We start from the raw sequence: 23267 nt of genomic DNA, 5'->3' as shown, positions 1-23267 counted from the left end.
ACGTACACACTAGCTGAACATTAATAGAACTTGAACCCTAGTTAGTTAAAAAGTACCATGGCAGTTCAAAACAAATCAAAAGATTCATTCAAGACTTTTTGAGAGAACAAATTTTGATTTTGAATGTTCACGTAGCTGGAAGTAATGCTTATTTCTACTCTTATGAAAAAACTGCAATACATACTTATCATCTGCCTGTTTTACTTCACCGCATGCAAGAAAAACACAGGTGATCAAACCCCTGAAATTATTTCAGAAAATCAGCAAAAAATACAAGGCCGCTGGACACAGGTGTATTTTAAAAGATTTGATTACAACAAAGGCAATATTGACCGTGTTGTGGAAGGAGAAGTCAAGTCAGGAGAATATATAGAATTTTTCGGTAACCGTTACAGGTTTCATAATGGTACACAGATGGTTGACAATGGCAGTACTTTTTCTTTCGACGATGGTGAACTAGCGATTAGAGATGGCAATACTGTATTTTATTCCACGATTAAATGGCAGTCTGCCGATGCATTTATTGAGGTAAGAGATGATGGAAGCGCCGCCGGGGGGCCTGAGAATAAAAGTGTATTTGAATATTCATATGTCAGAAAAATAAACTAGCGGTTAAATGAGAAAATATATCCAAATATTATTAGTCTGCGTACCATTTTTAATAGTTTCCTGTAAAAAAGAACAACCATCAACAGAAAGCATTGACCAGCAAATTTATACCAAACTACAGGGACAGTGGCGCGCAACCCAGAAGAGTAGTATAGTAAATGGTTCACCAAGCGGGCAGACCCAAAATTTAAACGGCAATGAATTAATATTCAAATTTAATAACACAGAACTGCTGATTTATAATGGGGAAGATAACACTTCTCCAGCAAAAAAATACAGCTGGAAGGTTATGAATGGAGAAGTATTCCTAAGAGCACAATATGCTGACAGCGCAAATATTTATACTACTACTTTTGAAGATGATAACCATTTTCTATTAATTGAAAGCTACCAATCAGGAAACAATAAAATTAGCGTAACCATACGATTTTCACGCTTTTGATATTAGATAAAATCAATATAGATTAATTCTATTAATTTTAAAGATAACCAAGGCAATTAAAATTTGTAACATAGAATTTTTGTTTTTATTATTTGTAGATCAAACTGTATGTATATAAACACCTATAAGTATTATTCCAGCCAAAAAAAAACCACTTTAATTCATAGTCCCAGTAACAAAACATGTTTAGCAAGATTTAGATTTATTTGATGGTGGATAGGAAAAATTCGACATGCTCATATTGCCATAACGTTGCTGTTTTGTTATCATACAATAGCAACGGTTAGCTAATCTTGGATAAGTTGATATTCCAAAGCACCCAAATAATATTTTAGGGAACCAATGAAGTTAATTTATCAATTTAAAATGGTTTCCTGTATTTTAAAAGAAATTAGCTTGGTAAAAGTTTGTTGTTATTCAGCAAACAAATTATCAATATCATGGTTGGGATTAAATAAAAAGCAGGATCTAAACGGCTGTTTATTGAATTCCTTAAATCAACAGTTAAGAATGTCCATATTAAAATGACTTGAAACACATATAATTAACATCAGATTTATCGCCGCAGTAAACAACATGATAAACATACATCTAGTCGTCAACCACAATTAACAAATATGGCTACAATTAATACCTATGAGCGTATTTTAGTCGAAGTACGCGACAATTTAAGACTTCGATTCGAACTACTTAAATCAGAAATACTTATTTTGGTCGCAAAGGTTTTCTCGGATGTACTGACTAACCTGGTGATTTCGATCAGTATCTTGCTTGCGTTTTTGTTTGGGACAATTACCCTTGGATTTTTCTTTTCTGATTTGTTAGACAGTTATTGGATAGGTTTTAGCTGCCTTACCGCCTTTTACCTGCTGGTTGCACTTATCATGCTTTCCAGAAACTCTTTTGTAGAAAAATTACTGATCAATTTCAGTATTAGAAGACTTTTAGATAAACACCTTGCAAATGAACAAACTCGGTAGGGATATCAAAAATATAGAAGAACTTGCCACTCAGCAATTAGTGCTGAAAAAAGAGATTGAAGCAGGCAAGAACAGAATCAAGAATGCAGTTCAAGAAGCAGCGTGGGAAATTCCCGTAACAATCACTCAAAATTTAACAAAAACGCCGTTCGAGCGGAATTTGGAAAGCTTATCTGATCCTGCCGGTAAACTCTTGCCCGAATTATCTTCCCTCTTGGTTAACAAAATTATCCCGAGAAAGGTAGGATTTTTCAAGCGCATCATGCTAACAAGTGCCACTAAATTTCTTATCCGAAAGGCTTTGAAACCTTATGCTACTGTAACAGCCCCGAAACCTGAACCAATTAAGCAACTTCGGGTACCCAGACTTCAAATGACATCCCCAGCGTTAAAGATACAGGCAAAAGAAAATACAGAGAATCCAACGGCTAAAGAAAACAAAAGGATTAGTCTCAAAGGACTCTGGCAAGTTCTGAAAACGTCATTTACTGGTTTCGGAGACCATAAAGTGACGAAAATAAGTGGGTCATTAGCTTATTACACAGTCTTTTCCATGGGGCCCCTATTGGTTGTCATTATATCTCTATGTGGAATATTTATGAAAAAGGAAGCTGCACAGGGTAAAGTTTTTGAACAACTTAAAGGTTTCTTGGGATCTGAAACAGCCCTGCAGCTACAGGAAATCATCAAAAGTGCAGGCCTGGGGGATAAAGGAACCATTGCTTTCATTATAGGGCTCATCACGCTCCTTCTTGGCGCAACTACTGTTTTTGGAGATATCCAGGATTCCATCAATACCATATGGGGAATCAAGCCCAAGCCCAAACGCGGGTGGCTGAAGATGTTGCAGAACAGGTTTCTCTCCTTTTCGGTCATTGTCTCACTGGGTTTCCTCCTACTGGTTTCTCTGGGCGTTACTGCAGTTCTTGATGGATTCAGCAACCGCCTTCAGAACAGGTTTGCCGATGTATCGGTGGTATTTTTTTATATTCTGAATACGGTCATTACCCTTGGTGTGGTCTCGGCGATTTTCGCTGTAATCTTCAAAGTCTTGCCCGATGCCAATATCAAATGGCGAGATGTAGCTGCAGGTGCTTTGGTGACAGGCGTTTTGTTTTTGATCGGTAAGCTGGGTATCTCACTATACATCTCCAAGAGCGACGTCGGCAGCACTTACGGGGCTGCCGGATCATTAGTTGTTTTACTCCTTTGGACCTATTACTCTTCCATCATTCTGTATTTTGGCGCGGAATTTACAAAGTCCTATGCGGTTGCCTACGGATCAGAAATTTTGCCAAACCATTATGCAGTTACCATAAAAGAGATTGAAGTAGAGCAGGGATCAAAATCCGTACAGGATACTCATGTGGAAGATGATAAGTAAACAATTAAACTAAAAATAGCTGAATATTTCCATGGCTCCGAATGATTTCAACAATTTGGTCGAAATAAGTCATTCCATGTCCAGCGTCAAGCTCAGCGAGCTGCTGTTTAAAATATGGTTTATTGAAAGGAGATCCGGGCTCCAGTTTTTTCAAATAAAAATTTCTGGTCAGCTCATAACCCAGCGCATCAGCAGAAAATTGGTGATTCCTCCAGATGAATTTAATTTTCGGATGTAATTTTAAAAGTCCATAGCTTCCATAAAGCAGATCATCAAGTGCATCCAGACTTTGTATAATCTTCCATTCTTCCCGCTGCATAAAAAGCGTATTTATCTGATAATAAAAGGAGTAAATATCAGTAATTAATTCTCCGGACAGGGTGAGCACTTTGGCCCTTTCTTCAATTGTCACAACAGGAATATTGATTTAGGGCCTTTTGAAGTTGCATACGTGCGCTATGTATCCGCCGCTTCACCGTCCCAATTGGAACACTCAATGATGCTGCTATTTCCTCATACTTATAACCCTCAAAGTGGCGAACAAAGGCCACGGCATAGATGGGACTAATGCGCTCAATAGCTTTTTGTATATCGTCTTTAATAAACGCTCCCTCAATCAGGTTAAATTCGGCCACATCAAGCAGCTCAGCGGAGCAAATATTTGCCACGAGGCCTGCTAAACTTCTGCTCGCAGTGAGTTTCCTAAAATCATTGATATAAGTATTCCTCATAATCCAGTATAGCCAGCCACCAAGATTTCCATCCTCCCGATACATTTCATAATTATCCAATGCTTTGAGAAATGTATTTTGTAAAAGATCTTTTGCATCCTGTTCATCTCTGGTGAATTTAAGGGCGAAGCTGCTGAGCGTATCAGAATGATTAACAATCATTTCTCCAAAGAGTCGCTTTTTCATATAGCTGGTATCTGTTATATTCGCAAATATAATAAGGATTGCTGAGCAGATTTAAATAGTTTTCTGAACCAGGATTAATAAAAATTCAAAACATTGATATGAAAGACTGAACCCCTTATCAAAGTTCATAAGTTGGACATCTGAAATAGTATAGCAGCCATGAGAAGACATCATAGTAAATTTTCTAAGAAAATCCCTAAAATAGAATTTATTATGTAATATCTTTTTTGAAGGTTATTACTAATGCGGCTAACTTAATAAAAATAAGGCTGAAGATTTTTAGACGAGTTTTTGTATTAATCTTTAGGAGTTAAAACAAAACTGATTTGTTATCGTTATCATTAAACTGCAATTGGGATTGCAGGGTACGTTCTTAAGTATGACCAATCGGGATAACCACACGGGGGTTGTCTCTTGGCATACAGTCGTTCCTTTGGTCTAAGTACTGAACTACCCTTTCCAAGATCAGCATAAAATCTATCCTTTTAAAGCATCACCTCTATGCGCTATACTATCTTATTTTCTAAAGTGTTTTTGATATTCCATATCAATATCGAGCTGATGAACTACTAAATCATCTGAACCTTATTAAAACGTTTTCTGTTTTTTTCTTGAGTATCCATCTAATGGCACCTTTAGGGGAATGTATTGCCTAAACCTTTATCGCTTTGGAATAATCCTTCAATTCTATTTCATGTTTCGGTTTGGATTTACTTCCCCCAAAGATGCGTGCTATCAATTTGGCAGGTGGACTCGCAACAATTCTAAATAGCGTATTGATCATAGCCACTCCAAACTTCGATGTTGGATACACCAAATTTGGCACTCCGGGAGGTCGCTTTTGTATCTTATGTATATAAGGCCTCATCAGGACTTCATAATTATGAAATGCCTGACCATGGGATTTTCCGGTAACAAGTTCCCCAGCAAGAATATATGCTCCAGCTATTGCTGCATCGGTACCCTTTCCAGAGATGGGTGTTGCGCAATAAGCGGCGTCACCTGTCATCGCAACCCGATCCTTATACCAGTATTTTGCTTTCACCTGGCTCACCCTTTCGAAGTAAAGGTCATCACTTCTTTCAATCTCATTTTTGATCCGCGCAGATTCCCAACCCACGCCTTTGATTTTATCAGTAAGCAGTTTCTTCTGCTTTTCTATACTGAGCTTTTCATAACCCCGTTCTGGAGAACGAAAGAATATGCAGGCTCTTGTTTTACCATGGTTGTCCGGACGAATGAGAAATACTATACCTCGTTCGGTATTGCACCATCGTGCCCAGCGAGTATCCGTTCTATCCTTTTTGATTGTAAGGTAGGCACAGTAAAGGCCGAGATATCTGAAATTTATGGATTTTCCAAAAACAAGCTGCCGGGTATGCGAGCCTATGCCTTCTGCAATTAACAGTAGGTTGTATTCAGCATTTTCACCGTGTTGAAAGCTGACCTCTATCATCGAAGACGTCTCACTGACTTTAGTAATCTGATTTCCGAACAGGAACTCTGCTTTCTCTTTAACAGGCTGGTATAACAGCTCAACCAAATCTCCTCGTAGGATTTCTATCTCTTGGGTCATGCTCAGTGCATTATCCTTCGGAAATTCTGCAACAGTTTTGTTCCGGGTATTTACAAAACGAATACCAACCTCGGTGGTTGTGGCTGCCACAACTTTTTTGTCCAGTCCCATTCGCTGTACAATCTCCCATGCAGGACCTTTGACATCAATGTTTTGTCCGCCAAGACGAAGTCCCTGATTCTTTTCGACGACAGTCACTTCAAAACCGTATTTAATAAGCCAATAAGCCAGCGTCAGTCCTGAAATGCTAGCGCCTGAGATAAGTACCTTTTTCTTTTTTTCCATGCTGATGTCTAATATTCAAGGATAGCTCACCCGAACATGCTTTAAAACAAAACAGAGATGCAATAGTTTTCCCTGGGTCAATTGCGAATTAGAGTGATAGCCGACCCGTTCCGCTCTCAAAAGCATTGGACTCCATAAGTTTTTAATTGCTAAGTTTCGCTTTTTAAGTATCACAACTTTTGATTTAACCCTTTATGTAATTTTCAATAAAGCAAACCATCATTGACAAGATAAGTTTATAGTGATGAGTCTTAAAAAGATTCGAAAATATATCTTTTACGATTGTAAAAAACTGATTTTTTATAAATTGCTAAGTGTATTCAGATGTATTAAATAGTGTTGGCTTTTTTAATGACTGGGAAAGGCTACTGTTTGAAAAGGAGATTAAGCTTCGGTATGTTAATAAAAATGAAATATTGCTTCAGAAAGGAGATGTTGCCGCATCTGTATTCTTCAATTTAAAAGGTTCACTCTACCAGCATATTAAAAATGAAGAAAAAGGTGAAACTATAATAGATCTTCATCCGGAAAATGAATGGGTTTTAAACCACGGAAGCTTTCTTACCCAGCGACCTGCAAACAGTACTATCACTTGATATTCTGGAGGTATAGTTTTTGAGCTCAGCATTCAATCCATTCATTATCTGATCGGACAATCGCTATCCTTTCTACAGTTAAACAAAATCATAGATACGGCGGTTTCAAAAATCGCATTATTCGATAATGCATTAACTCCCAAAGAAAAGTACATCTATGTTTTAGACACCAGACCACAGCTACTACAAGAATTTCCGCTGAAAATGATTGCATCTTATCTCAAAATTACTCCCGAAACCATTAGCAGGGTTAGGGAAATAATTCTCCGTGGCAAAGGTTTTTATTGATTTCAATCAAGCGTAGTTACGGGAATGGTGGAATATATTTGTCAAAATAATATGACCCAGTCAAAGATATGGAGTACAATTCAATTTCTATCCGGCCGTTCATCGGCTCAAAAGATTTTCAAAAGTCAAGAGAATTTTATCAGGACCTTGGATTTAGCGAGATAAAGCTTGGATTTAAGATGTCCTTCTTTCAACATAATAAAATTGGATTTTACCTTCAGGATGCCTTTGTTCAGGATTGGATAAATAATACCATGATATTTCTTGAAGTAAAAGACTTAGATAAGACTTACCATGATATATTTATACTTGATTTAAAATCAAAATATCCTGAAACAAAGTTAACTCCGATTCGAACAGAACATTGGGGACGGGAATTCTTCCTCCATGATCCATCTGGAATTCTTTGGCACTTTGGGGCATTTAACCAATAGCCATGAATAATAAAGCCTAGTCCTATTCATACTATACCGTTAAAAAATTTGGTACTTAAATCATTTCCTATAAAAAGGAATAAATCATATCGATTGATGTTGTGGGCAAGCGTGCTAATTACCGCTATGCAACGATAAATATGGTAAAGTTATTGGTTTAACAAAAGTGACCAAGGATTTTGGTGAACCTGGAATCCATTTAAGGAAGAAAAATATATCCGATTTTTTGAATTTTTAAACATTCAGTTTATTGCATTTGACAATCAGTTATCAGACAATATACAACTCGATAAATAGCTGCGATCAATCGGTATTATCTCGCTTTCTATAAATTTTTGTGCCATAACAATTGCTTATTAATGTATATTTTTAAATCATTGTGTTTCATAGTTCGATTTTGCTCCCAGAAATGGTTAGAAAACGATGTATTCAGCGAATCGCAAGATAGGATAAGTGAATCAATGGAGACCCATGGGTTTGAATTCGTATGTTCTAGACTCTTTAGGAAATGGTATTGGTTGATTATAGGTCATGGGAATCGAACCTAAAACTTTCTTCCAAAAAGTAAAAAGATTTATATAACTTTAAATAAGAATTCAGTTCTTTGAAACGGTAAGATTAAATACCACTTACGCAATCAGCCAAGGTTATCTATAGAGGTAGTTGAACATTTCACTGTGGCAATTTAATGGCACATTTTGAAATGCAGATATTTTTAAGCCTTCTAGCAACCTTAAGATAGGTAGTTCGAATCCCGCCCTCTCCGCTAAAGCGCCAAAGGAGTCTGCAAAGGCTCCTTTTTGTGTTTCAGGACAATACGGGGACAAAAAAGGTACAAGGGAAAAAGTAAGGTTTATGGCTACCAAGAAATATAAAAAAGCAAAGATCTACACTGGAAAAGATGGGAGTTTAAAAAACAAATGGTTTGTTTATTACTCCTTCCTAAATCCGTTTACTGCATCTTTCGAACGATTCAAAGTTTATGAAGGAATCAATATGATCAAGGATCTGAAGGATCGGACTAGATTCGCCAATGATCTAGTTGATGAAATCAACGCCAGGCTCATAGCCGGGTATGATCCTTTCAAAGCTGAATTGGCGACAAATAAACTTATTTTCGAAAAGGAAACAGAAATATTACTTGAGGAAAGCAGAAAAACACCTACCCTACTTGAAGGCCTTAATACTTTCTTAGAAGTCAAGAAAAAAAAGAATCTGGCAAAAGATACCTTGGTAGCTTACACCAGCTACATCGGAAAGTTCGAAAATTATCTTCTAGAAAATAAGCTTGCCGATGTGAGATTAAACGGAATGGACACCCGATTCATATCCGATATGCTTGATTGGTTAACCGTTGAACACAAATGGGGTGAAACGACTTTCAATAATCACCTTGCATTTTGGGTTAATTTATTAAACTGGTTTGCAAGATCTCCAAGGAAGTGGTTAAGACGTGAGGATTTCGAAATAGGAGCCGATCGGGATCTTGAATTTAAAGTCGCCAAGGTAATGAAGAATCAGTATTTCGGCGCAAACGTAGCGGAAAAGGTAAAAAAAGAAATGGAAAACTTTCCCAAACTACTTTTCTATTCACAATTCATTTACTACAGCTGTATGAGGCCTGAAGAAATCAGGCAATTGAAAATTGAGAATGTCGACATTGAAGGGCGCTACATTAAAATAGTTGGTAAGACTAGCAGCAGGACTATACCAATTAGCGATGAACTTGCGGAGATGTTAAAAAGCCTGAATCTTCAAAATTACCCTTCGAATTATCACGTCATCGGAAAAGCTGGCGAGGTGTCTGATCGAACTCACGGAGAAAATTATTTTGCAAAAATGTTTCATGAGCATATCAGGCCAAAATTAAAGCTCTCAATGGATTTTACGCTCTACGGATGGAAACATACTAGAGTAGTAGATTTATTGAATGCTGGCTATTCTGATGCTGAAATCATGGGGCTAACCGGACACCGAGATACATCAAGCTATGATAAATACAAACGGGATCTAATAGGCAACTTGAGCAATAATAAGTTAAGAGGTAAAACTATTGGATGGTAAAATGAGGTGGCTAAAGGCAAGCTTTTATTTAAGGTGTTAATTTTTTCTTCTTGAGCTGTAAAATTGCGATTCGAATTCGGCAATATTTTGTTCTCTTGACTTTCGGATAGTATTGGATGCTTGAGTTTTTTCTACATGAGCAGTTTTAACTAATAAGCCTTTGACGAATATAACAACTGGATCATCTTCGCCGGCATTTCGTAAATGCGCTTGTAGTTTTACATCCCAATTATCTACCGCTTCCGCAACCGAGCTTCCTTTACCAACCACGCTTTCGTGCACATCATTAGGAAGTAGGCAAATGAACCCAGGCGATTCCTGGTACACTTCCGCTCCAAGTAGTTTTGGTAATCCATCGAGTTCTATATTATGTTTCTTGCGACGGGGCATTATCTGTGATTTGACTTGATGTATTGGAGAATTTTTTCTCGGTTTGATGTACCAGCAGCTCTTGCATATTCTTTGTACTTTTCCGTGCTAACATTTGCCTGCTGAGCGGCATAACTCACTTCATTTGGATCGTTCAAATCTACTTTAGCATCGTCACGACCATCTTGTTTTCTTTTATCGTCCATGTTAATAAAACAGTGATGCCTGCCATTTGGTTTTGAATTACCTTTGATGCATGACAATTCAGGAATATGAAGATTGGTTTAATAGTGTGGAAATACCAAAAGGAGAAACAATGCTTTTCCCAGGAACAACTATTGTCGATCCAGAAAAGTTCCTTTCGGTATCTATCGCAACATTAAAAGCAAGTCCGGACGCGAAAGCTAATGCAGCTATATGGCATCGCTTAAAAGTTTTTAAATTATTGATTGAATCAAATCTATAGTTACAAAAGCGGTTTAGAATATCCATCCTAAACCGCATTCATTCATTAATTAACACCGCTCATGACAGCGGTATTATTATAACCACATTAGAGAAATTCTTGTTTGTAACAAAAAAAAGGCTATCTCACGACAGCCCTAAAATTTACTAACAAACGAAAAATTTTGAAAAGCCTCCGAAGTACATAGGCCTTTTATGGATCATCAACTAACCAAAATCAATGATCGTATGTTTTTCATAGATATGGTATAAAACCACAATGATTTGCTTTTGTTTGAGAAATCAAGTTTTGATACAAAAAGGGGTGATCTCTCGACCATCCCAGAACTAAACAACTATTTTTTATTGTAGGTCACCCGTATAGGTAATAAATGAATTTGGTGTTGTCCAAATCTTTAAGTCTTGTACGTGAACTCCATTTAAAGTTTCTGTATAGCTGCCGGAATAGCCATACACTGGAATTGGTGTGTGGGTGGTGATGTCCTCTGCTGTAACTTCTTGAACCGCTCCTTGGCTGTTGCCAGTAATGGTGTAGAGTACGTTTCCAACGATATACTCAGGGAATAAATAATACATTTCAACAGCTGGTTTTGGTGGTTGGAATGTGTGGGATACAATCGACATTTTTGAAGGAGATGATGTTGAAGACACTATCATACCTTTCACTATGATTTCACCATTGCCGGTATTGTTAACGTTAACATAATTGTCCATGTTTGGAAGGTCTGGCTCTGCTAATTGGAAATACTGATTTTTTCGATTATATATATGATCCTCATAGGCTGTTCTAAATTTTTTAAATTCCTCACGTGTTACATTTGGGTCGCCCACAAATGTAGGACGAATCACCACGAAATACGGACCAGCTGTCATTATCTCGAGATATTCATTATTTGGACTTAAAATTTCTATTGCAGGTATTGGCAGACCATTTTGAACATTTACAATTGGATGCGGTATGTCTCCGAAGGTCATTGTTCCAAACCATGCAGCTTGATACGTGCCATTTGCTTGAGGCTGCAAGTATACTTCTTGGTTTGATTGCCCTGGCAATGTCATCTTCAAATCTACACGATCCTTTAGTTTTCCCGGGCTATCATCCTTAGCGGTCTGGTCTTTTTTACATGCGGTGAATGTTGCGGCCAAAGCAAAGCCAAGCATTAGTTTTAGATGTTTGTTCATAAGATTGATTTAAGTGTTAATATTTAAGGAATACAAGATATGTAATTAATAAACTACACCAATGTAACAAGCGAGATAGTATATGCCTAAGATGGAAAATCCTTTACGTACAGCCTCCCAGCCATGATGAACGATGTCAAAATACTGATTTATGAGTATGGCGTAATAACATCCTTTGCATTAACGAGATATCTTACAGTCTAGATACTGCTGGAATTCTTTGCTTTAATCTTCATAAATATTATGCTAATAATTTTAGTAATTGAAGGTTATGTTTTATAATTTTGTTAAATGGCAAAAAAGTTCAAATTCAGGAAAATGTATTTTGTGTGTCAAGATGGCAAAGTAAATGAAGATAATGTTGCCATGACACAGGCTTACAATGAAAAGGAAGTTGCGGAACGAGTGTGTGAAAGTAGACGGCAGCAGAACCACAAAATGTGGGATGATAAAACTAAACCCTTTCCAAAACATACAGTTGAAGCATTTTACCTGTTGCATGAAAGTTTGTTTGACCAGGGTGATAAGAAGTAAAAAGCCTCTCATTTCTGAAAGGCTTTAGATTACCGAATCGTATTGCGATAACGATTTGATAATGCAATTTAATTATTTTCTAAATCCCAACCAAAGGAAAAAGCAAACTACTATCGCCACCCCAATCCAAACCTTCCAGTCTGGCTTATTATCCTTGCTCTTATTGAGGTTGCTAAATTTGTAAACACTATCCTTTCGGGATTTATCGCTACTATCTCGCTTAAGCTTATTTACTTCAGTACTTGTTTTAGTCGTATCACCGGAAGAGAAGTCTTGAACGGTTTCCCTATTAATAAGCATTTCATTAAATGGGATATCGCGGTCCTTATTACCCTTCTTTTTGATCTTGGCCGTTAGTTCATTAGTTTGCTTATTATGATAAACCGTAACACTGACATCTTTATTTTTGACGTCAACCAGTTTAAAAGCGGTGTCACCTTTTAGGTCAACTGGCCCCTCAACTTTGAAGTTGGCCGTAAGCTCGATATCATCATCCGGGACGGGCTTTTTAAATGATATCGTTTCCTTAGTTGTGGTTTTACCTTTGTCGTAGACACCTTTGGCAATTGTGGCCAGGCTGTCAAACTTGGCAGTACTGACAGCGACATCATTTTTAATATTGACTTCTCCTGAATGCTTATCCAGCTTTTTGTTTTTAAGAATTCGGCACCCATTGGAGGTTGTAAGAACGAGCGCCAATGCAATTAATAATAGCTTTTTCATTTCTTGGCTTTTTTAATGATAACTGTACTTTTCTTGGTAGTGTCGATTGATATCCACTTCCGGATTTGGTCGAGTTCACGATCGGTTCTGTGTAACATCAAACCATTAAGGCTGTCGATAAAGCGATCCTTTTTCTCAATGGTGATATCTCTGATCTCAATCTGTTTTTGATAATAAGTTTTATCAGATTCCCTGATTTCCCTGCTTTCCTGTAACCTATTGTTATTCTGAATGGCAAAGAATGAAGCAAGGGAAGACACGGCCGCAAGTGCCCAAGTCAGCATTTTATGAGTTCCACTACTTTTTGATTCTGTAGTTTCTATTTCTGTATTTGTTGCCATTCTTATTAAAATATTAAGGTTTTAAGAATAGAGCTGCTTCTCTTCTTCTTCGTTTTACCAATCCATCCAGAACCACTTTTACACCGTTAATAGTTCCCTTATTCCATACGCCAAACCAATATTCGATGGTAGCTTTATCTTTGATACCAGCGTTAATTCTTTTAAGCACAGTACTGCCGGCCATCCCATTATTACTAGTTCCAACGTTATAGGCAAAAGATGTCAAAGCATCAAACTGGTTCTGTGTAACTTGAACTTTCAATGCCTTGGTCACAGCTGGAGCATAGTCGCGATCTATCTGATACTGCAATAGCTCGGAAGCTCGCTTTTCAGAGATAGCAGGATCCTTTAGAGTTACAGCTTTACCATTTTCATACCTGGTTGTACCGTAGCCGATAGTAGGGACTTTTACGGCATCCAAATAAGGTTTGCTCATAAACTTCTCTTCATTCTTAATGAAGGAGATTCCATTAGTTGAAATTTTCATCTTTCTTTTGATCTAAGGTTGAGTAATCGGGATCTTTAACTGGCAGCTTTGAAACTGCAGCTAATACGGCGCCTACCGTTAAGGCATATCCCGCAATAGTTTTCACATTTTCAGGAATGCCTGGAATAACCAGAACCGATCCAGCAGCACCAGTTAAATACAAGCCTAAAGCCTGTAATTTTTTAAAGAACTTCGGACTATCCGAAGTAATTCTATTATTTTATTCTATACTGAAAACTAAAATTGTATCCATTGGAATTGTAAGCAGATGACGGAACCGCGCCGATGTTTACGTTTACAATATCTAGTGTCGGATTTGCGCTAACTGAAACGGTTGCGCCGCTACTTATTGTACTAGCTGATACACCGTAACCCATGGCATCAATAGCGTCGGTAAAATTTGAGGCTATAGGTAAGCTAAAACTTACATTTGTGTTCTGAGTGGGTTCGGATTTAGTTAGCGAAACAAACCCGTAAACGGTTACGGTGTTACCTACTCTCATGTAGGTAAACGGGTTAATAGTTGGCGTCGCTGTTGTATTCGTAACGTTCGACATCGTAGGATTGTAAACTCCGTTTGCGATACTTCCCGAGGTCGATCTCGAAAGAGAGCCGTCCGCATTAACTACCGCTAAACTTTCAGTCGTTCCGATCAAATGCGGGAGTGTTATCCCGGTTTGTCCAACTTCGAGGCGGCTAATTCCGGCATTTTGTATTATTACTTTTTGGGCTGAGTTAGGTTGATTTATGTATAAAGTATTGGCTGTATTTAAAGGCTCTATTTTGCCACCCACTTTAAGCGTACCGTTTACTATTGCAGAAGTCAAGCTACTTCCTAAAGCAATATCGCCGTTGTTTGCTACGGAAAGCCTAGTCCTCCAATCTGTGTCATACGTTTGAATATTTAAGCTTCCCGAACCCCTTAAATTTAATACTTGCCCTACCTCTCGGCTTCCTATTGAATTTGTCTGACCTGAATAACCTATAGTTAAATCGTTATCTATCTGAGCCGATCCGGCTAATGTCATAGTGCCAAAAGCGTTTATGGTTAACCTGTCTAAATATTCATAAGTCGAGCCGGTAAAAGTTCTAGTTTGAAGCTTTAAACCTCCGGCATAAGGATAGACCGCTCCATCAACATAACCGTAAATTTTACCCCCTATAGTTGCGTCGACTGCTGTTAAAGCAAGTTTACCCCCCGCAATGGTTAGTTTTTCTGTAGGGGTAATTGTCCCAACCCCTACATTGCCCCCATCAGCCGAAATAGCTAAATCGGCATGACCTACACCTATTTTCCAAGCGCCTATTCTCGGCACTTCTGTTCCAACGCCACCGTTTATATAAGCAAAAGTGGTTTGAGCATTATTATAAGCAGATATTTCGGCTCTTGATCTAATATTACCGTTTACATCTAATCGTTCTGTAGGGTTTGTAGCTCCTATTCCTACGTTTCCTGCAAACGGTTGCAATACTAAATTTCTCCAAGTTGTTGCGTTTTCAACAACACCTATAAATCCAGCTTCAATAGACGGACTGTATCCAATATTAACTCCCTTATTGCCCAAACCTGTTGCAAGACCTATATGGAAGTTTGAACCAAAATCATTACTTGCGCTATATCCATTAGTGCGTATCGGTAGGGTTGTTGCATTATTTACGTTTGTAACGTCTTGCAAACTTGTTGCTAAAGCCGCTTTAACCTGAGAAGTACCTGTATATCCCCATGTTCCTGAATTATTTACCATAAAACTGAAAGGTGTTTCCCTTAAAGTATTAAGATATGTTTGCCCGTTCCAAACCGTAGCGCTTGCCGCGTTTCCTACAATACTGTTACTAATTAAGGAACCGTCATTTATTCCAACCCATTGCCTAAAAGCGGGGCGGTCTATCGTGTAGGCTTTGCCGTTTTTAAATCCTATACCAAAATCTGGCTGAGGGTTTAGCGCGCTACTAAAATCAGCAGGGTAGCCGCCCCAATTTGTCGCGCTTGCCGCGTTCGCTCCGATCATTTTACCTGTCGAAATATCGTCAAGCCTAACGACGTGGCTCGGTTGTGTTGGCGCACTCGTAACACTTGCAGAACCCGTCGCAATAGCGCCTACGCTCATAGCTTGCTCGGAAACGTTTCCAGCTGTTAAAACATCGTTTAGATTTATATTTACAACGCCTTTCTTTCCATTAATACTTTCTACGTCAGAACTGCTTGCAACTTTTCCGTAACTCGAACCGTTAGAAATTATCCAGTCACCGACACGAAATTCTAAACCGAATTGGGTGCCAGCAGTAGAAACGATATAATAGTAGCCCTTATTTGAGTTTGCTGCAGCTGGTAAGGTTGGAGAGTTGGTTGCGGCGTTATAAGTACCACGATAATTAACGGCACCTAATAGAGCGTCATTAATCTGTGTTAATGGCACTTTCTCTGATCCGTCTAAACCTGCATAACCGTTTGATTGCCCTTTTTCAGACTTAGCCTGGTATGCTGCTAAATCACCCGAATTAGCTTTAGTATTTAAACCGCCAATTACAGCGTCAACACTTGGATAACCCGTACTAGATGGAGAAAGATCCTGCTGCAATAAAGCTTTAGTCTGGTAAAGTGCTAATTGACTTAAATCAGCTTTTAGAGCTAATAAAGAATCAACACGCTTTTTAGTTCCGATAACCCTGAACTTTAATCCGGCATTACCGAAAACCAAGTTTCCATCAGGACCTAAATAGAAGTTGCCATACGGTTTCGATCCGGTAGGCAATGTGTCGTAAGTCTGGGCCAATGCTCCAAACGTTACAAAGAGTAACAAAATTGATAGTAGCTTTTTCATTTTTTAAATGATGGTAACTGGTCCGAAAACCTCTGTAAAAGTGATTATATTGATACCACCAGTCCCGTTGACAGTATATGTGAAATTTGGAGTGAAGGGAGTCATAACACCATTACCAGCATCATAAATACCAGTAATACTTCCAATGTTATTTCCATGTTTTTGGGCGTAAGTCCTGCCATCGTTTGGAACGATATCAGTCTGCCAATTAATAGAGAAATCAGCGTTTGACTGAATAGTGGTTTTCGGATCTGAACCGCCGACTCTTCGCCATTTAGCCGGATCTAGTGACGGATCGGATTGATTGTCATTTACCAAGCTCAGGTAAATACCTGTACCTCTAATGACAGTAACGTTTACAGGGTATGCTTCGTCGGCACCAGGCTGAACCCAAACACCCTTCCAAGAAATGAGATCACTGTTTTTGATTTTGGCAGCAGTGACGGCCTTTTGGTCATCATCACCAGCATTGACTTCTATTTGCGTAGCTATTTGAATTACCCCTCGATTGTTTTCAGTTGCAACAGGTAAATTTAAACCTCCCTGAAACATTTGCAGAATCTCATTTTTGGTATAAAATAAACCTAGCAATGGGATTTCAATGACGCTACCACCGCCGAATTTGTTTAAACGAAGTTTGCCGTCGCTGGTTAGCGTTCCGGAAATAGGTATTTCTTCAATAGTCTCGTTATACTTGCCTCTGAATCCGAGCTCAAGCGTATCGGCCGGTTCTATCTTTCTGATCATGTCGTCTAATTGAAATCATTGAACTTACATTGTTCGATCTCAGGCGACAGTCCCGTAGCGGCCTCAAATTGTGAAAAGGTCCAATTGCTGTAGTTACTACAGTCGAATTGGTTGCCCAAATTTGCGTATTTTTTTCGTAAAACCAAAGTGGTCATTTCGGAGCTGGGGTTATATTCCAACTTCGTCAGATATCCACTTTGAAGCAGCCCGTCATTATCTTTAACGGTAATATATCCGTAATTACGGCCTCCTGTATCTCTTCCTTGGTGAGCTGCTTTAATCAGCTTAACATCCTCAATACTTAATGAAACTTTGCACGTTATTTTTACTGGCGCAAATATCCTTTCAAATTGATCAAACTCGCCCAGCATGACATCAGCTTTTTCAAGGGTAACCCGTTTGCTAGGATCGCCAATATTAAACTGCTCGGATGCTTTGAACTGAGTTTGCAAATCTCCATTTTTACTAAAGAAAGTATTCTTTACCAGCTCGAAACTCTTTTTAAAAACAAATCCAGTATTCAGAAGTTTTGCCCACGCATACAACATTCTTTTAGGGGATAAGCGAAGATTGTAAGAGGTTTCCGGACTGATCACACCAGTAACAGAAAGGAAAGCTTCGTCCTTTTCAGGAACCCATGCAGATCCATTTTGAACCAGGGCAATGGCAAAGTTATCCTCATCGTATTTCCATGAATCGAGTTCCGTATCGGCAAACTTTTTACGCCTTGTAAGCTCGATCGAATATCCTGAAGTTAGAAGTTTGGAGAGCTGACTTAACTTCTTTTTATAGGAAATAATCGGAGTGATATAGGTTTGCTTGGTATTGAATTCATCCAAAGTTGTAACATCATCTTCAGGATATTTTGAGTAACCAATTTCAATCTCATTAAAGATCGAATCCAAATCCACTTCCTCGTAATAATCCTGAATTGTATTATTCAGCCTCAAGATCTCAACATCTTTGTAGAAATAATCAAAACGTTCAATTCTCATGTAGCTATTTCCTGATGCATCAACCTCATAGCATGATCCAATACAATGCATGGCATTAAGACTTTCAACAGCATCCTTAAGGCTTAAAATTACAGGACGATCTTCCTTTGAAAAGTTTCTAATCTGATAGCCATTCGTTATGGCTTTCTTCGCACCTGGTCCCATTGCATTATAGCCCAAATCTGGCCTACCAAGAAAATCGCTAACCAAATAGCCTTTATTATCGGTAATGCTCTTTATGATCCGATCAATCGACTCATGGATAAGATAGGAGTTTGCACTTGTTGGAGCTGTTTCGGTTTTGCCTTCAATCTTGATGAAAGTACTATTCATCCATATTTCAGGGCTTTCCGTTCTCCAATTACGATCGCCATCAAAACCGAATCGGCCAAATATGTAAACCTTATCGCCAATTTGTAAATCGATATTTACGTTCAAAGATCCACTCCAATAAAAATCAAGTTCACGATCGTTTGTTTCGCCAGTGATCCGGGCGCCAATATCGTAAGTGGTAATATTTCCAGATCTGTTTCTGATTAATTTCCATTGGTAATCCCAGGCACGAATACGGCCGCTGGCGCCAAAGGTAGATGGCGTTAGATAGAAGTGAAAGCGGGTATTTAACTTAATGTCAAAGCTAAAGTTTCCATTAGATTTAAGATTCCAGTCCCATTTATCAGTACTTACCGGCTCTTCTTTATAAATACCAAATGCATTGGTCCCGGCATCACTAATCTCATTTGTTGTTGATGCTGAAAAATCCGGGGAGATGTAGAAATTATGATCAAAATTTGAATCCCTTGGATAAGAGAAAATCTGATGTTGTGAAGCATCATACGATTTATCAAGTAGGTATCTTTCAATAATTGATTTACTATGCAATGGCAAAACGATACCATTCAATACCGGCATTGTCGAACCGTCAATAGTTTTAACAGCTGTTAAAGTCACTGGCGTTTCATACCGAGTTTCAATTTTGTCATCAAATGTTTTCCTTTTTACAGAACAATCAACCGAATTGAAAGTCGTTTTAGCTGGTGAATTGAGATCCAGGTCACCTTCATAATCAACAATGAATGTCTGGCCAATAATAAAACCAAACTGAAGAATGATCTTTGCATCGGTTCCTTTTTTCTTCATTTCGTCAAGGATTATTTGCCTTCCGGAAACTTCAGTAAACGATAGCTGGATAGATCCATCGCTATAATCAAAGTCAACTCCATGAGTCGAGCTATCACGTTTTAAAACGAAATTAACTTTATCCCATCCCACTGGCTCGCTTATGATAAAAGATCCTGAATCAGTAACTAATCTGAATTGATCCTCTTTTTCGTATAGGTTGAACATATCCATTATTAATTGCCTCCTCTGCTATTTCTAGCGTTTAAATCCTTAATTCTTGCATTGGTTTCAACACGATATTTTGAATAGCCACGATCGTCAAAATGGTGCTCATCGAAAGGAATGCTTTTAACTGAACGATCAAACATTCTACCCATTCGATCATAATCGAATTTTTCGGCCGTATTGCTCATCATCACATAGTGATAGTTATTCATTTTTGACATATTACCACTTAGTTCGTCAGAATTGCCCATAGCAGATAGGTTTCCATTTTTATCAATGAAAAGTTGATTAGCGCTTAGCCAGTTGGCTGTATCATCTGCATTTTTAATCTTTGTTCCGCGTTTCAAATACTTGTATTGTCTTTTAGTGTTAAGCTCCTTAGATCCATCCGGATTGATCTGAAGCTCTGGCCCACGCTCCGCAATTTCTGCGATACCTTCCGGAGCATTTTCGGTACCCGTATAGAATTGAGGTATTGGTTTCGATAAAACCAAAGCAGCTTGAGCAATACCGACACCAGTAACGAAAGCAGAAAGTATTCCGGCACTTACACCAAAATCAAGATAATGAGCACCACCACCAGTTGAAAGCACAGACATTACAGCAGCTGCAGTATTCACGGCAATACTTAGCAAGGCCATTTGCTTTTCCTGTTGAGCTGCTTTCCTTTTTTGAGTTGTTACTTTTCTTTGGTAATCTTCCTCTATTTTGATTCTAGCATCGGCATTGTCACCAGCGCCTTCTATTGCACGGTCTCTTTCCTTGGTAAATTGATCTATTCTGGTTTGAGATGATTCTTGCATTGTACCATTAATACCTGAAATCAACCCATTTGCTATGTTCGCAAAATCTTGGAAACTTAACTTTCCATCTTCCAAGCCGTTTTTCATGCTGTCAATAAAATGATGCATGGCATCAGTCATGGAATAAAATAGATCACTCCATTGCTCGCCGACTACATCCGATACTTTTTCAAAACTTCGCGCGATATATTCAGTGGCTAAATGCATAGCCTCTTTCTGTTTTTCTAAAGCTTTTTCAGCTGCATCTCTTCTTCTACCAAGCTCCGTTGCATACATATCAGTCAACTTCTTTTCGCCTTTGGTTATAGATTCAGACATAGCATCAAAGATTTCTTTGTCTGACATAGCAAATAGCGCCGGAGTAGATCTTAAATCAGCTTTTGCTTTTCTATTTGAAGTTGATAACGATGAGTTAGCGGACGTTGCGGATTGAGTAAGTTCACCAAGTTTATTTCGGTTTACACCATTTAAAACATCTTTGACATATTGAAGCTTATCCCGCAATTCATCAAGCTTTTCAAGCGCTTCTTTTGATGGAGCGAATTCCATCCCTTTATTTTTAGCAGCGAGAGCTTGAAGCTGTAGAGCACGCTCCATTTTTGTTATCTGGTCCTCCAAAAGAGAAATGCCATCCTTCGCTTCTTTATTAGATTTTTTATTATGGTCAGAAAGCTCTTTTAATCTAGCCTTAAGCGCTTCAATTCTGCCATAAACTTCCGTACCAATTACCGCACTACCATCAAGCTTTTTAAGCTCTGAAATTCTTTTTTGAATAGCCGCAACAGACTTTAATTCAGCATCAGTTAAGTTTCTTGTTTTCTGATCAATCTCAGGATAAAGCTCCGAATACTGTTCTTTTAATTCCCTAACTAAGGATTGCTGTATCGCTACTTTACCATTCAGCTCAGATACTTGCTTAACCGCATTGGCATACTGCAGGGCATTTGTCCCTTCGTTATATGGATCTGCAAGTTGTTTGAAGTAATTATAACGTTGCCATAAACGAGTTAATTCAGCGCGTTGCTCGATGAGTCTTTTATTCAATTTAACTTCGCTAGAGTTATCGGCGGTGATCATCTGCGCCTTAGATACACCAATACCCTCATATTTGTCTATTATAGATAGATTTGTCGAATTAGTCTTTCTTCTTACTTCTTCTTTTCTTGACTCTTCCGCAGATTTTCGGAATTCTTCTGGACTTCTAAGGTTTTTAAATGAATTGATAAATCCAGCGGTAAGATTTTTAATAGCTGTTAATGTTTTATTAGCGCCCCTTATGATATCTTCAAACCACGTGTTTAGGCCTCCTGAAGTGGCGATCTCTTCCATGGTATTCTTAAGATTGTTCATCTCAGCCTGCATTCCAGATACTTGGCCTTGAATCTTATCGCCGAAGGTTTTATCCAATTCATCAGCAAGTTTCGGCAATAGGTCAGCGGCCAATACCTCGCCTTTCTTAAGCATTTTGTCAAGCTCCTGAGTGGTTACGCCTAAAGCTCTAGCTGCGATAGCAAATGCACCAGGTAAACGCTCACCTAATTGACCTCTTAACTCTTCGGCCTGAACATTACCTTTCGATATCATTTGTTGAATAGCAGTTAAAGCACCACCCAATTGATCATTGGAAAGTTTAAGTACTGCAGCTGCTTTTGATACTGACATGAAAATTCTATCTGTATCTTTCAAAGAATAATTTGAAGCAATAGCGGCCCCGGCAAACGACTTGTAACTATTTGCCAGAGTAAGAAACTCAAGGCCCAAAAATTCGGAAGTCTTTCTTAATTCTTTAAGTTTTTTATCAGCAGCTTCACTACTTCCTAAAGTGAAAGTCAAAGCCGCGGTTAAGCTGTCAAGACTTAGATTCTTTTCAAATGCAAAACTCAAAGCAGCCCCTGCAGATAAATAACTAGCCGCTAAACCACTCAACATTCCGATTACACCTTGAAGCGATCCACCGTAATTACCAACATTACGTTGATGATTGCCCATTTGAGCATCGAACCTTTTTAATGCGTCATTTAGGCGATTGTATTCAGTGATTTGTGCCCTGATATCTGCATTCTGACTTTCAAAACCATTTTCGGCATTACGAATAGAGTTCCCTAGCGTGGTTAGTCTCTGTTGAGCTTCCCGATAAGATCCGGCCGCTACGGTAATTGCAGATCCGGCCGCTCTGGTTGCAGCTGTTAACCTCTGTTGCTCCTGAGTTAGTCTTCTATGTTCAGCAGTGTTTCTAGCTTCCTCTAACCTGGTTCTTGCAAGCTCTTCACGTAATTGCGCTTGAGCTGCTCTTGATCTTTGAGTTTCAGCGTTTGATTGTTGTTGAGTAACCCTCGAGGCTGCAAGTTCGTTTCTAAGTTGTTGCTGAGCTGCTTTAAGTCGATCAATTTCGGCACGATATTCTGCTGATTTAGTACGATTTTCTTCAGTGGCCGTTCTTTGGGCAATATACTCAGCTTTCAAACGGGCAACTTCTTCCCGAACCGCCGCCATAATAGCCCGGTTATTAGTTAGTGCATTATTTTGCTCGATGAATGCACGTGTTGCAGCTTCACTTTGAGCTGCAAGTTGACCTAACCAATCTCTGCCGGAGCTGTTGGTAACATTGATTTTCTTTAATGCATCTGCAAGTTTTAAAAGTTCAGATTTAGTAACTGCAGATTGTTTTTGAATACGTTTAAGATCGTCAATAACTGATCTCGCGAATTGATCTTCAGATTGTTCAAGATCTTTGAAAGCAGCGTCTAAGCCGTCAAAGTCAAATAATTCCTTATACTGAATTGCCATCGGACTGTGATTTTAGAAATTAAATCAACAGGCCCGTAGTCGATACCCAAAAGTAAGAAATTAATTTAAGTAACGGCCAACTTGAAATTA

The 23267-nt window shown here is 38.5% G+C and carries 23 protein-coding genes; 9 read left to right on the top strand and 14 right to left on the bottom strand.

Features of this window, described 5'->3' with window-relative positions:
- Positions 1–162: 162 nt before the first annotated feature.
- The 4 genes from ON09_RS05585 (at position 163) to ON09_RS05565 (ending at position 3415) form a co-directional block, all read left to right on the top strand.
- A complete protein-coding gene (locus ON09_RS05585) occupies positions 163–609 on the top strand; it encodes a hypothetical protein (RefSeq protein WP_010600075.1) in 447 nt (148 codons plus the stop codon).
- A gap of 7 nt (positions 610–616) precedes the next feature.
- The gene (locus ON09_RS05580; RefSeq protein WP_010600074.1) at positions 617–1051 is read left to right on the top strand and encodes a hypothetical protein; all 435 of its coding nucleotides are present in this window, start codon (positions 617–619) and stop codon (positions 1049–1051) included.
- A 617-nt stretch (positions 1052–1668) separates the two neighbouring features.
- The gene (locus ON09_RS05570; protein WP_010600072.1) at positions 1669–2031 is read left to right on the top strand and encodes a hypothetical protein; all 363 of its coding nucleotides are present in this window, start codon (positions 1669–1671) and stop codon (positions 2029–2031) included.
- Entirely contained in the window at positions 2015–3415 is a 1401-nt protein-coding gene (locus tag ON09_RS05565; protein WP_010600071.1) for a YihY/virulence factor BrkB family protein, read from the top strand. Before ON09_RS05570 ends, ON09_RS05565 begins: the two co-directional genes overlap by 17 nt.
- A gap of 4 nt (positions 3416–3419) precedes the next feature.
- On the opposite strand, the gene ON09_RS05560 is transcribed toward ON09_RS05565, so the two are convergent.
- The 3 genes from ON09_RS05560 to ON09_RS05550 all read right to left on the bottom strand — a co-directional run bounded on the left by ON09_RS05560 (position 3420) and on the right by ON09_RS05550 (position 6193).
- Complete coding sequence (locus ON09_RS05560) at positions 3420–3827, bottom strand: hypothetical protein (RefSeq protein WP_010600070.1); 408 nt, start codon at positions 3825–3827, stop codon at positions 3420–3422.
- Positions 3817–4332 (bottom strand): RNA polymerase sigma factor, encoded by a 516-nt coding sequence (locus ON09_RS05555; protein ID WP_010600069.1) that lies wholly within the window; start codon positions 4330–4332, stop codon positions 3817–3819. Before ON09_RS05555 ends, ON09_RS05560 begins: the two co-directional genes overlap by 11 nt.
- 652 nt (positions 4333–4984) lie before the next feature.
- Entirely contained in the window at positions 4985–6193 is a 1209-nt protein-coding gene (locus tag ON09_RS05550; RefSeq protein ID WP_010600068.1) for an FAD-dependent monooxygenase, read from the bottom strand.
- A gap of 314 nt (positions 6194–6507) precedes the next feature.
- Between ON09_RS05550 and ON09_RS05545 the strand changes: the two genes are divergently transcribed.
- The 3 genes from ON09_RS05545 (at position 6508) to ON09_RS05535 (ending at position 9575) form a co-directional block, all read left to right on the top strand.
- Positions 6508–6789 carry a cyclic nucleotide-binding domain-containing protein gene (locus tag ON09_RS05545; protein ID WP_010600067.1) on the top strand — a complete coding sequence of 94 codons (282 nt, stop codon included), beginning with the start codon at positions 6508–6510 and terminating at the stop codon, positions 6787–6789.
- Between the two features lie 356 nt (positions 6790–7145).
- Positions 7146–7511: a VOC family protein gene (locus ON09_RS05540; RefSeq protein WP_010600066.1), complete on the top strand. Its 366-nt coding sequence runs from the start codon at positions 7146–7148 to the stop codon at positions 7509–7511.
- 855 nt (positions 7512–8366) lie between these two features.
- Entirely contained in the window at positions 8367–9575 is a 1209-nt protein-coding gene (locus ON09_RS05535) for a tyrosine-type recombinase/integrase (protein ID WP_010600065.1), read from the top strand.
- Positions 9576–9611: 36 nt separating this feature from the next.
- Here ON09_RS05535 and ON09_RS05530 read toward each other — a convergent pair whose 3' ends face one another.
- Complete coding sequence (locus ON09_RS05530) at positions 9612–9965, bottom strand: hypothetical protein (protein ID WP_010600064.1); 354 nt, start codon at positions 9963–9965, stop codon at positions 9612–9614.
- Positions 9965–10150 (bottom strand): DUF3606 domain-containing protein, encoded by a 186-nt coding sequence (locus tag ON09_RS05525; protein ID WP_029204134.1) that lies wholly within the window; start codon positions 10148–10150, stop codon positions 9965–9967. The genes ON09_RS05530 and ON09_RS05525 overlap by 1 nt, the downstream gene beginning before the upstream one ends.
- 50 nt (positions 10151–10200) lie before the next feature.
- On the opposite strand from ON09_RS05525, the gene ON09_RS05520 reads away from it, so the two are divergent.
- A complete protein-coding gene (locus tag ON09_RS05520; protein WP_010600062.1) occupies positions 10201–10410 on the top strand; it encodes a DUF6965 family protein in 210 nt (69 codons plus the stop codon).
- Positions 10411–10751: 341 nt separating this feature from the next.
- On the opposite strand, the gene ON09_RS05515 is transcribed toward ON09_RS05520, so the two are convergent.
- Entirely contained in the window at positions 10752–11591 is an 840-nt protein-coding gene (locus tag ON09_RS05515; RefSeq protein ID WP_010600061.1) for a hypothetical protein, read from the bottom strand.
- 291 nt (positions 11592–11882) lie between these two features.
- Between ON09_RS05515 and ON09_RS05510 the strand changes: the two genes are divergently transcribed.
- The gene (locus ON09_RS05510) at positions 11883–12125 is read left to right on the top strand and encodes a hypothetical protein (RefSeq protein WP_010600060.1); all 243 of its coding nucleotides are present in this window, start codon (positions 11883–11885) and stop codon (positions 12123–12125) included.
- A 72-nt stretch (positions 12126–12197) separates the two neighbouring features.
- On the opposite strand, the gene ON09_RS05505 is transcribed toward ON09_RS05510, so the two are convergent.
- From ON09_RS05505 to ON09_RS05470, 8 genes are read right to left on the bottom strand one after another with little or no spacing between them, the layout of a single operon-like run.
- Positions 12198–12848: a hypothetical protein gene (locus ON09_RS05505; protein ID WP_010600059.1), complete on the bottom strand. Its 651-nt coding sequence runs from the start codon at positions 12846–12848 to the stop codon at positions 12198–12200.
- Positions 12845–13189 (bottom strand): hypothetical protein, encoded by a 345-nt coding sequence (locus tag ON09_RS05500; RefSeq protein WP_010600058.1) that lies wholly within the window; start codon positions 13187–13189, stop codon positions 12845–12847. The genes ON09_RS05505 and ON09_RS05500 overlap by 4 nt, the downstream gene beginning before the upstream one ends.
- 13 nt (positions 13190–13202) lie before the next feature.
- Positions 13203–13676 carry a lysozyme gene (locus ON09_RS05495; protein ID WP_010600057.1) on the bottom strand — a complete coding sequence of 158 codons (474 nt, stop codon included), beginning with the start codon at positions 13674–13676 and terminating at the stop codon, positions 13203–13205.
- Positions 13660–13839 carry a hypothetical protein gene (locus ON09_RS05490; protein ID WP_029204133.1) on the bottom strand — a complete coding sequence of 60 codons (180 nt, stop codon included), beginning with the start codon at positions 13837–13839 and terminating at the stop codon, positions 13660–13662. The genes ON09_RS05495 and ON09_RS05490 overlap by 17 nt, the downstream gene beginning before the upstream one ends.
- A 52-nt stretch (positions 13840–13891) precedes the next feature.
- Entirely contained in the window at positions 13892–16498 is a 2607-nt protein-coding gene (locus ON09_RS05485; RefSeq protein WP_010600056.1) for a beta strand repeat-containing protein, read from the bottom strand.
- A 3-nt stretch (positions 16499–16501) separates the two neighbouring features.
- Complete coding sequence (locus ON09_RS05480; protein ID WP_010600055.1) at positions 16502–17245, bottom strand: hypothetical protein; 744 nt, start codon at positions 17243–17245, stop codon at positions 16502–16504.
- A 5-nt stretch (positions 17246–17250) separates the two neighbouring features.
- Positions 17251–19587, bottom strand: a complete 2337-nt coding sequence (locus ON09_RS05475; protein ID WP_157258849.1) for a hypothetical protein — start codon at positions 19585–19587, stop codon at positions 17251–17253.
- Positions 19588–19595: 8 nt separating this feature from the next.
- Positions 19596–23177 (bottom strand): tape measure protein, encoded by a 3582-nt coding sequence (locus ON09_RS05470; RefSeq protein WP_010600053.1) that lies wholly within the window; start codon positions 23175–23177, stop codon positions 19596–19598.
- Positions 23178–23267 lie beyond the last annotated feature (90 nt).

The organism is Pedobacter agri PB92, from assembly GCF_000258495.1.
In the GTDB taxonomy this organism is placed as follows: domain Bacteria; phylum Bacteroidota; class Bacteroidia; order Sphingobacteriales; family Sphingobacteriaceae; genus Pedobacter; species Pedobacter agri.
This window is presented reverse-complemented; position numbering and strand designations above follow the sequence as displayed.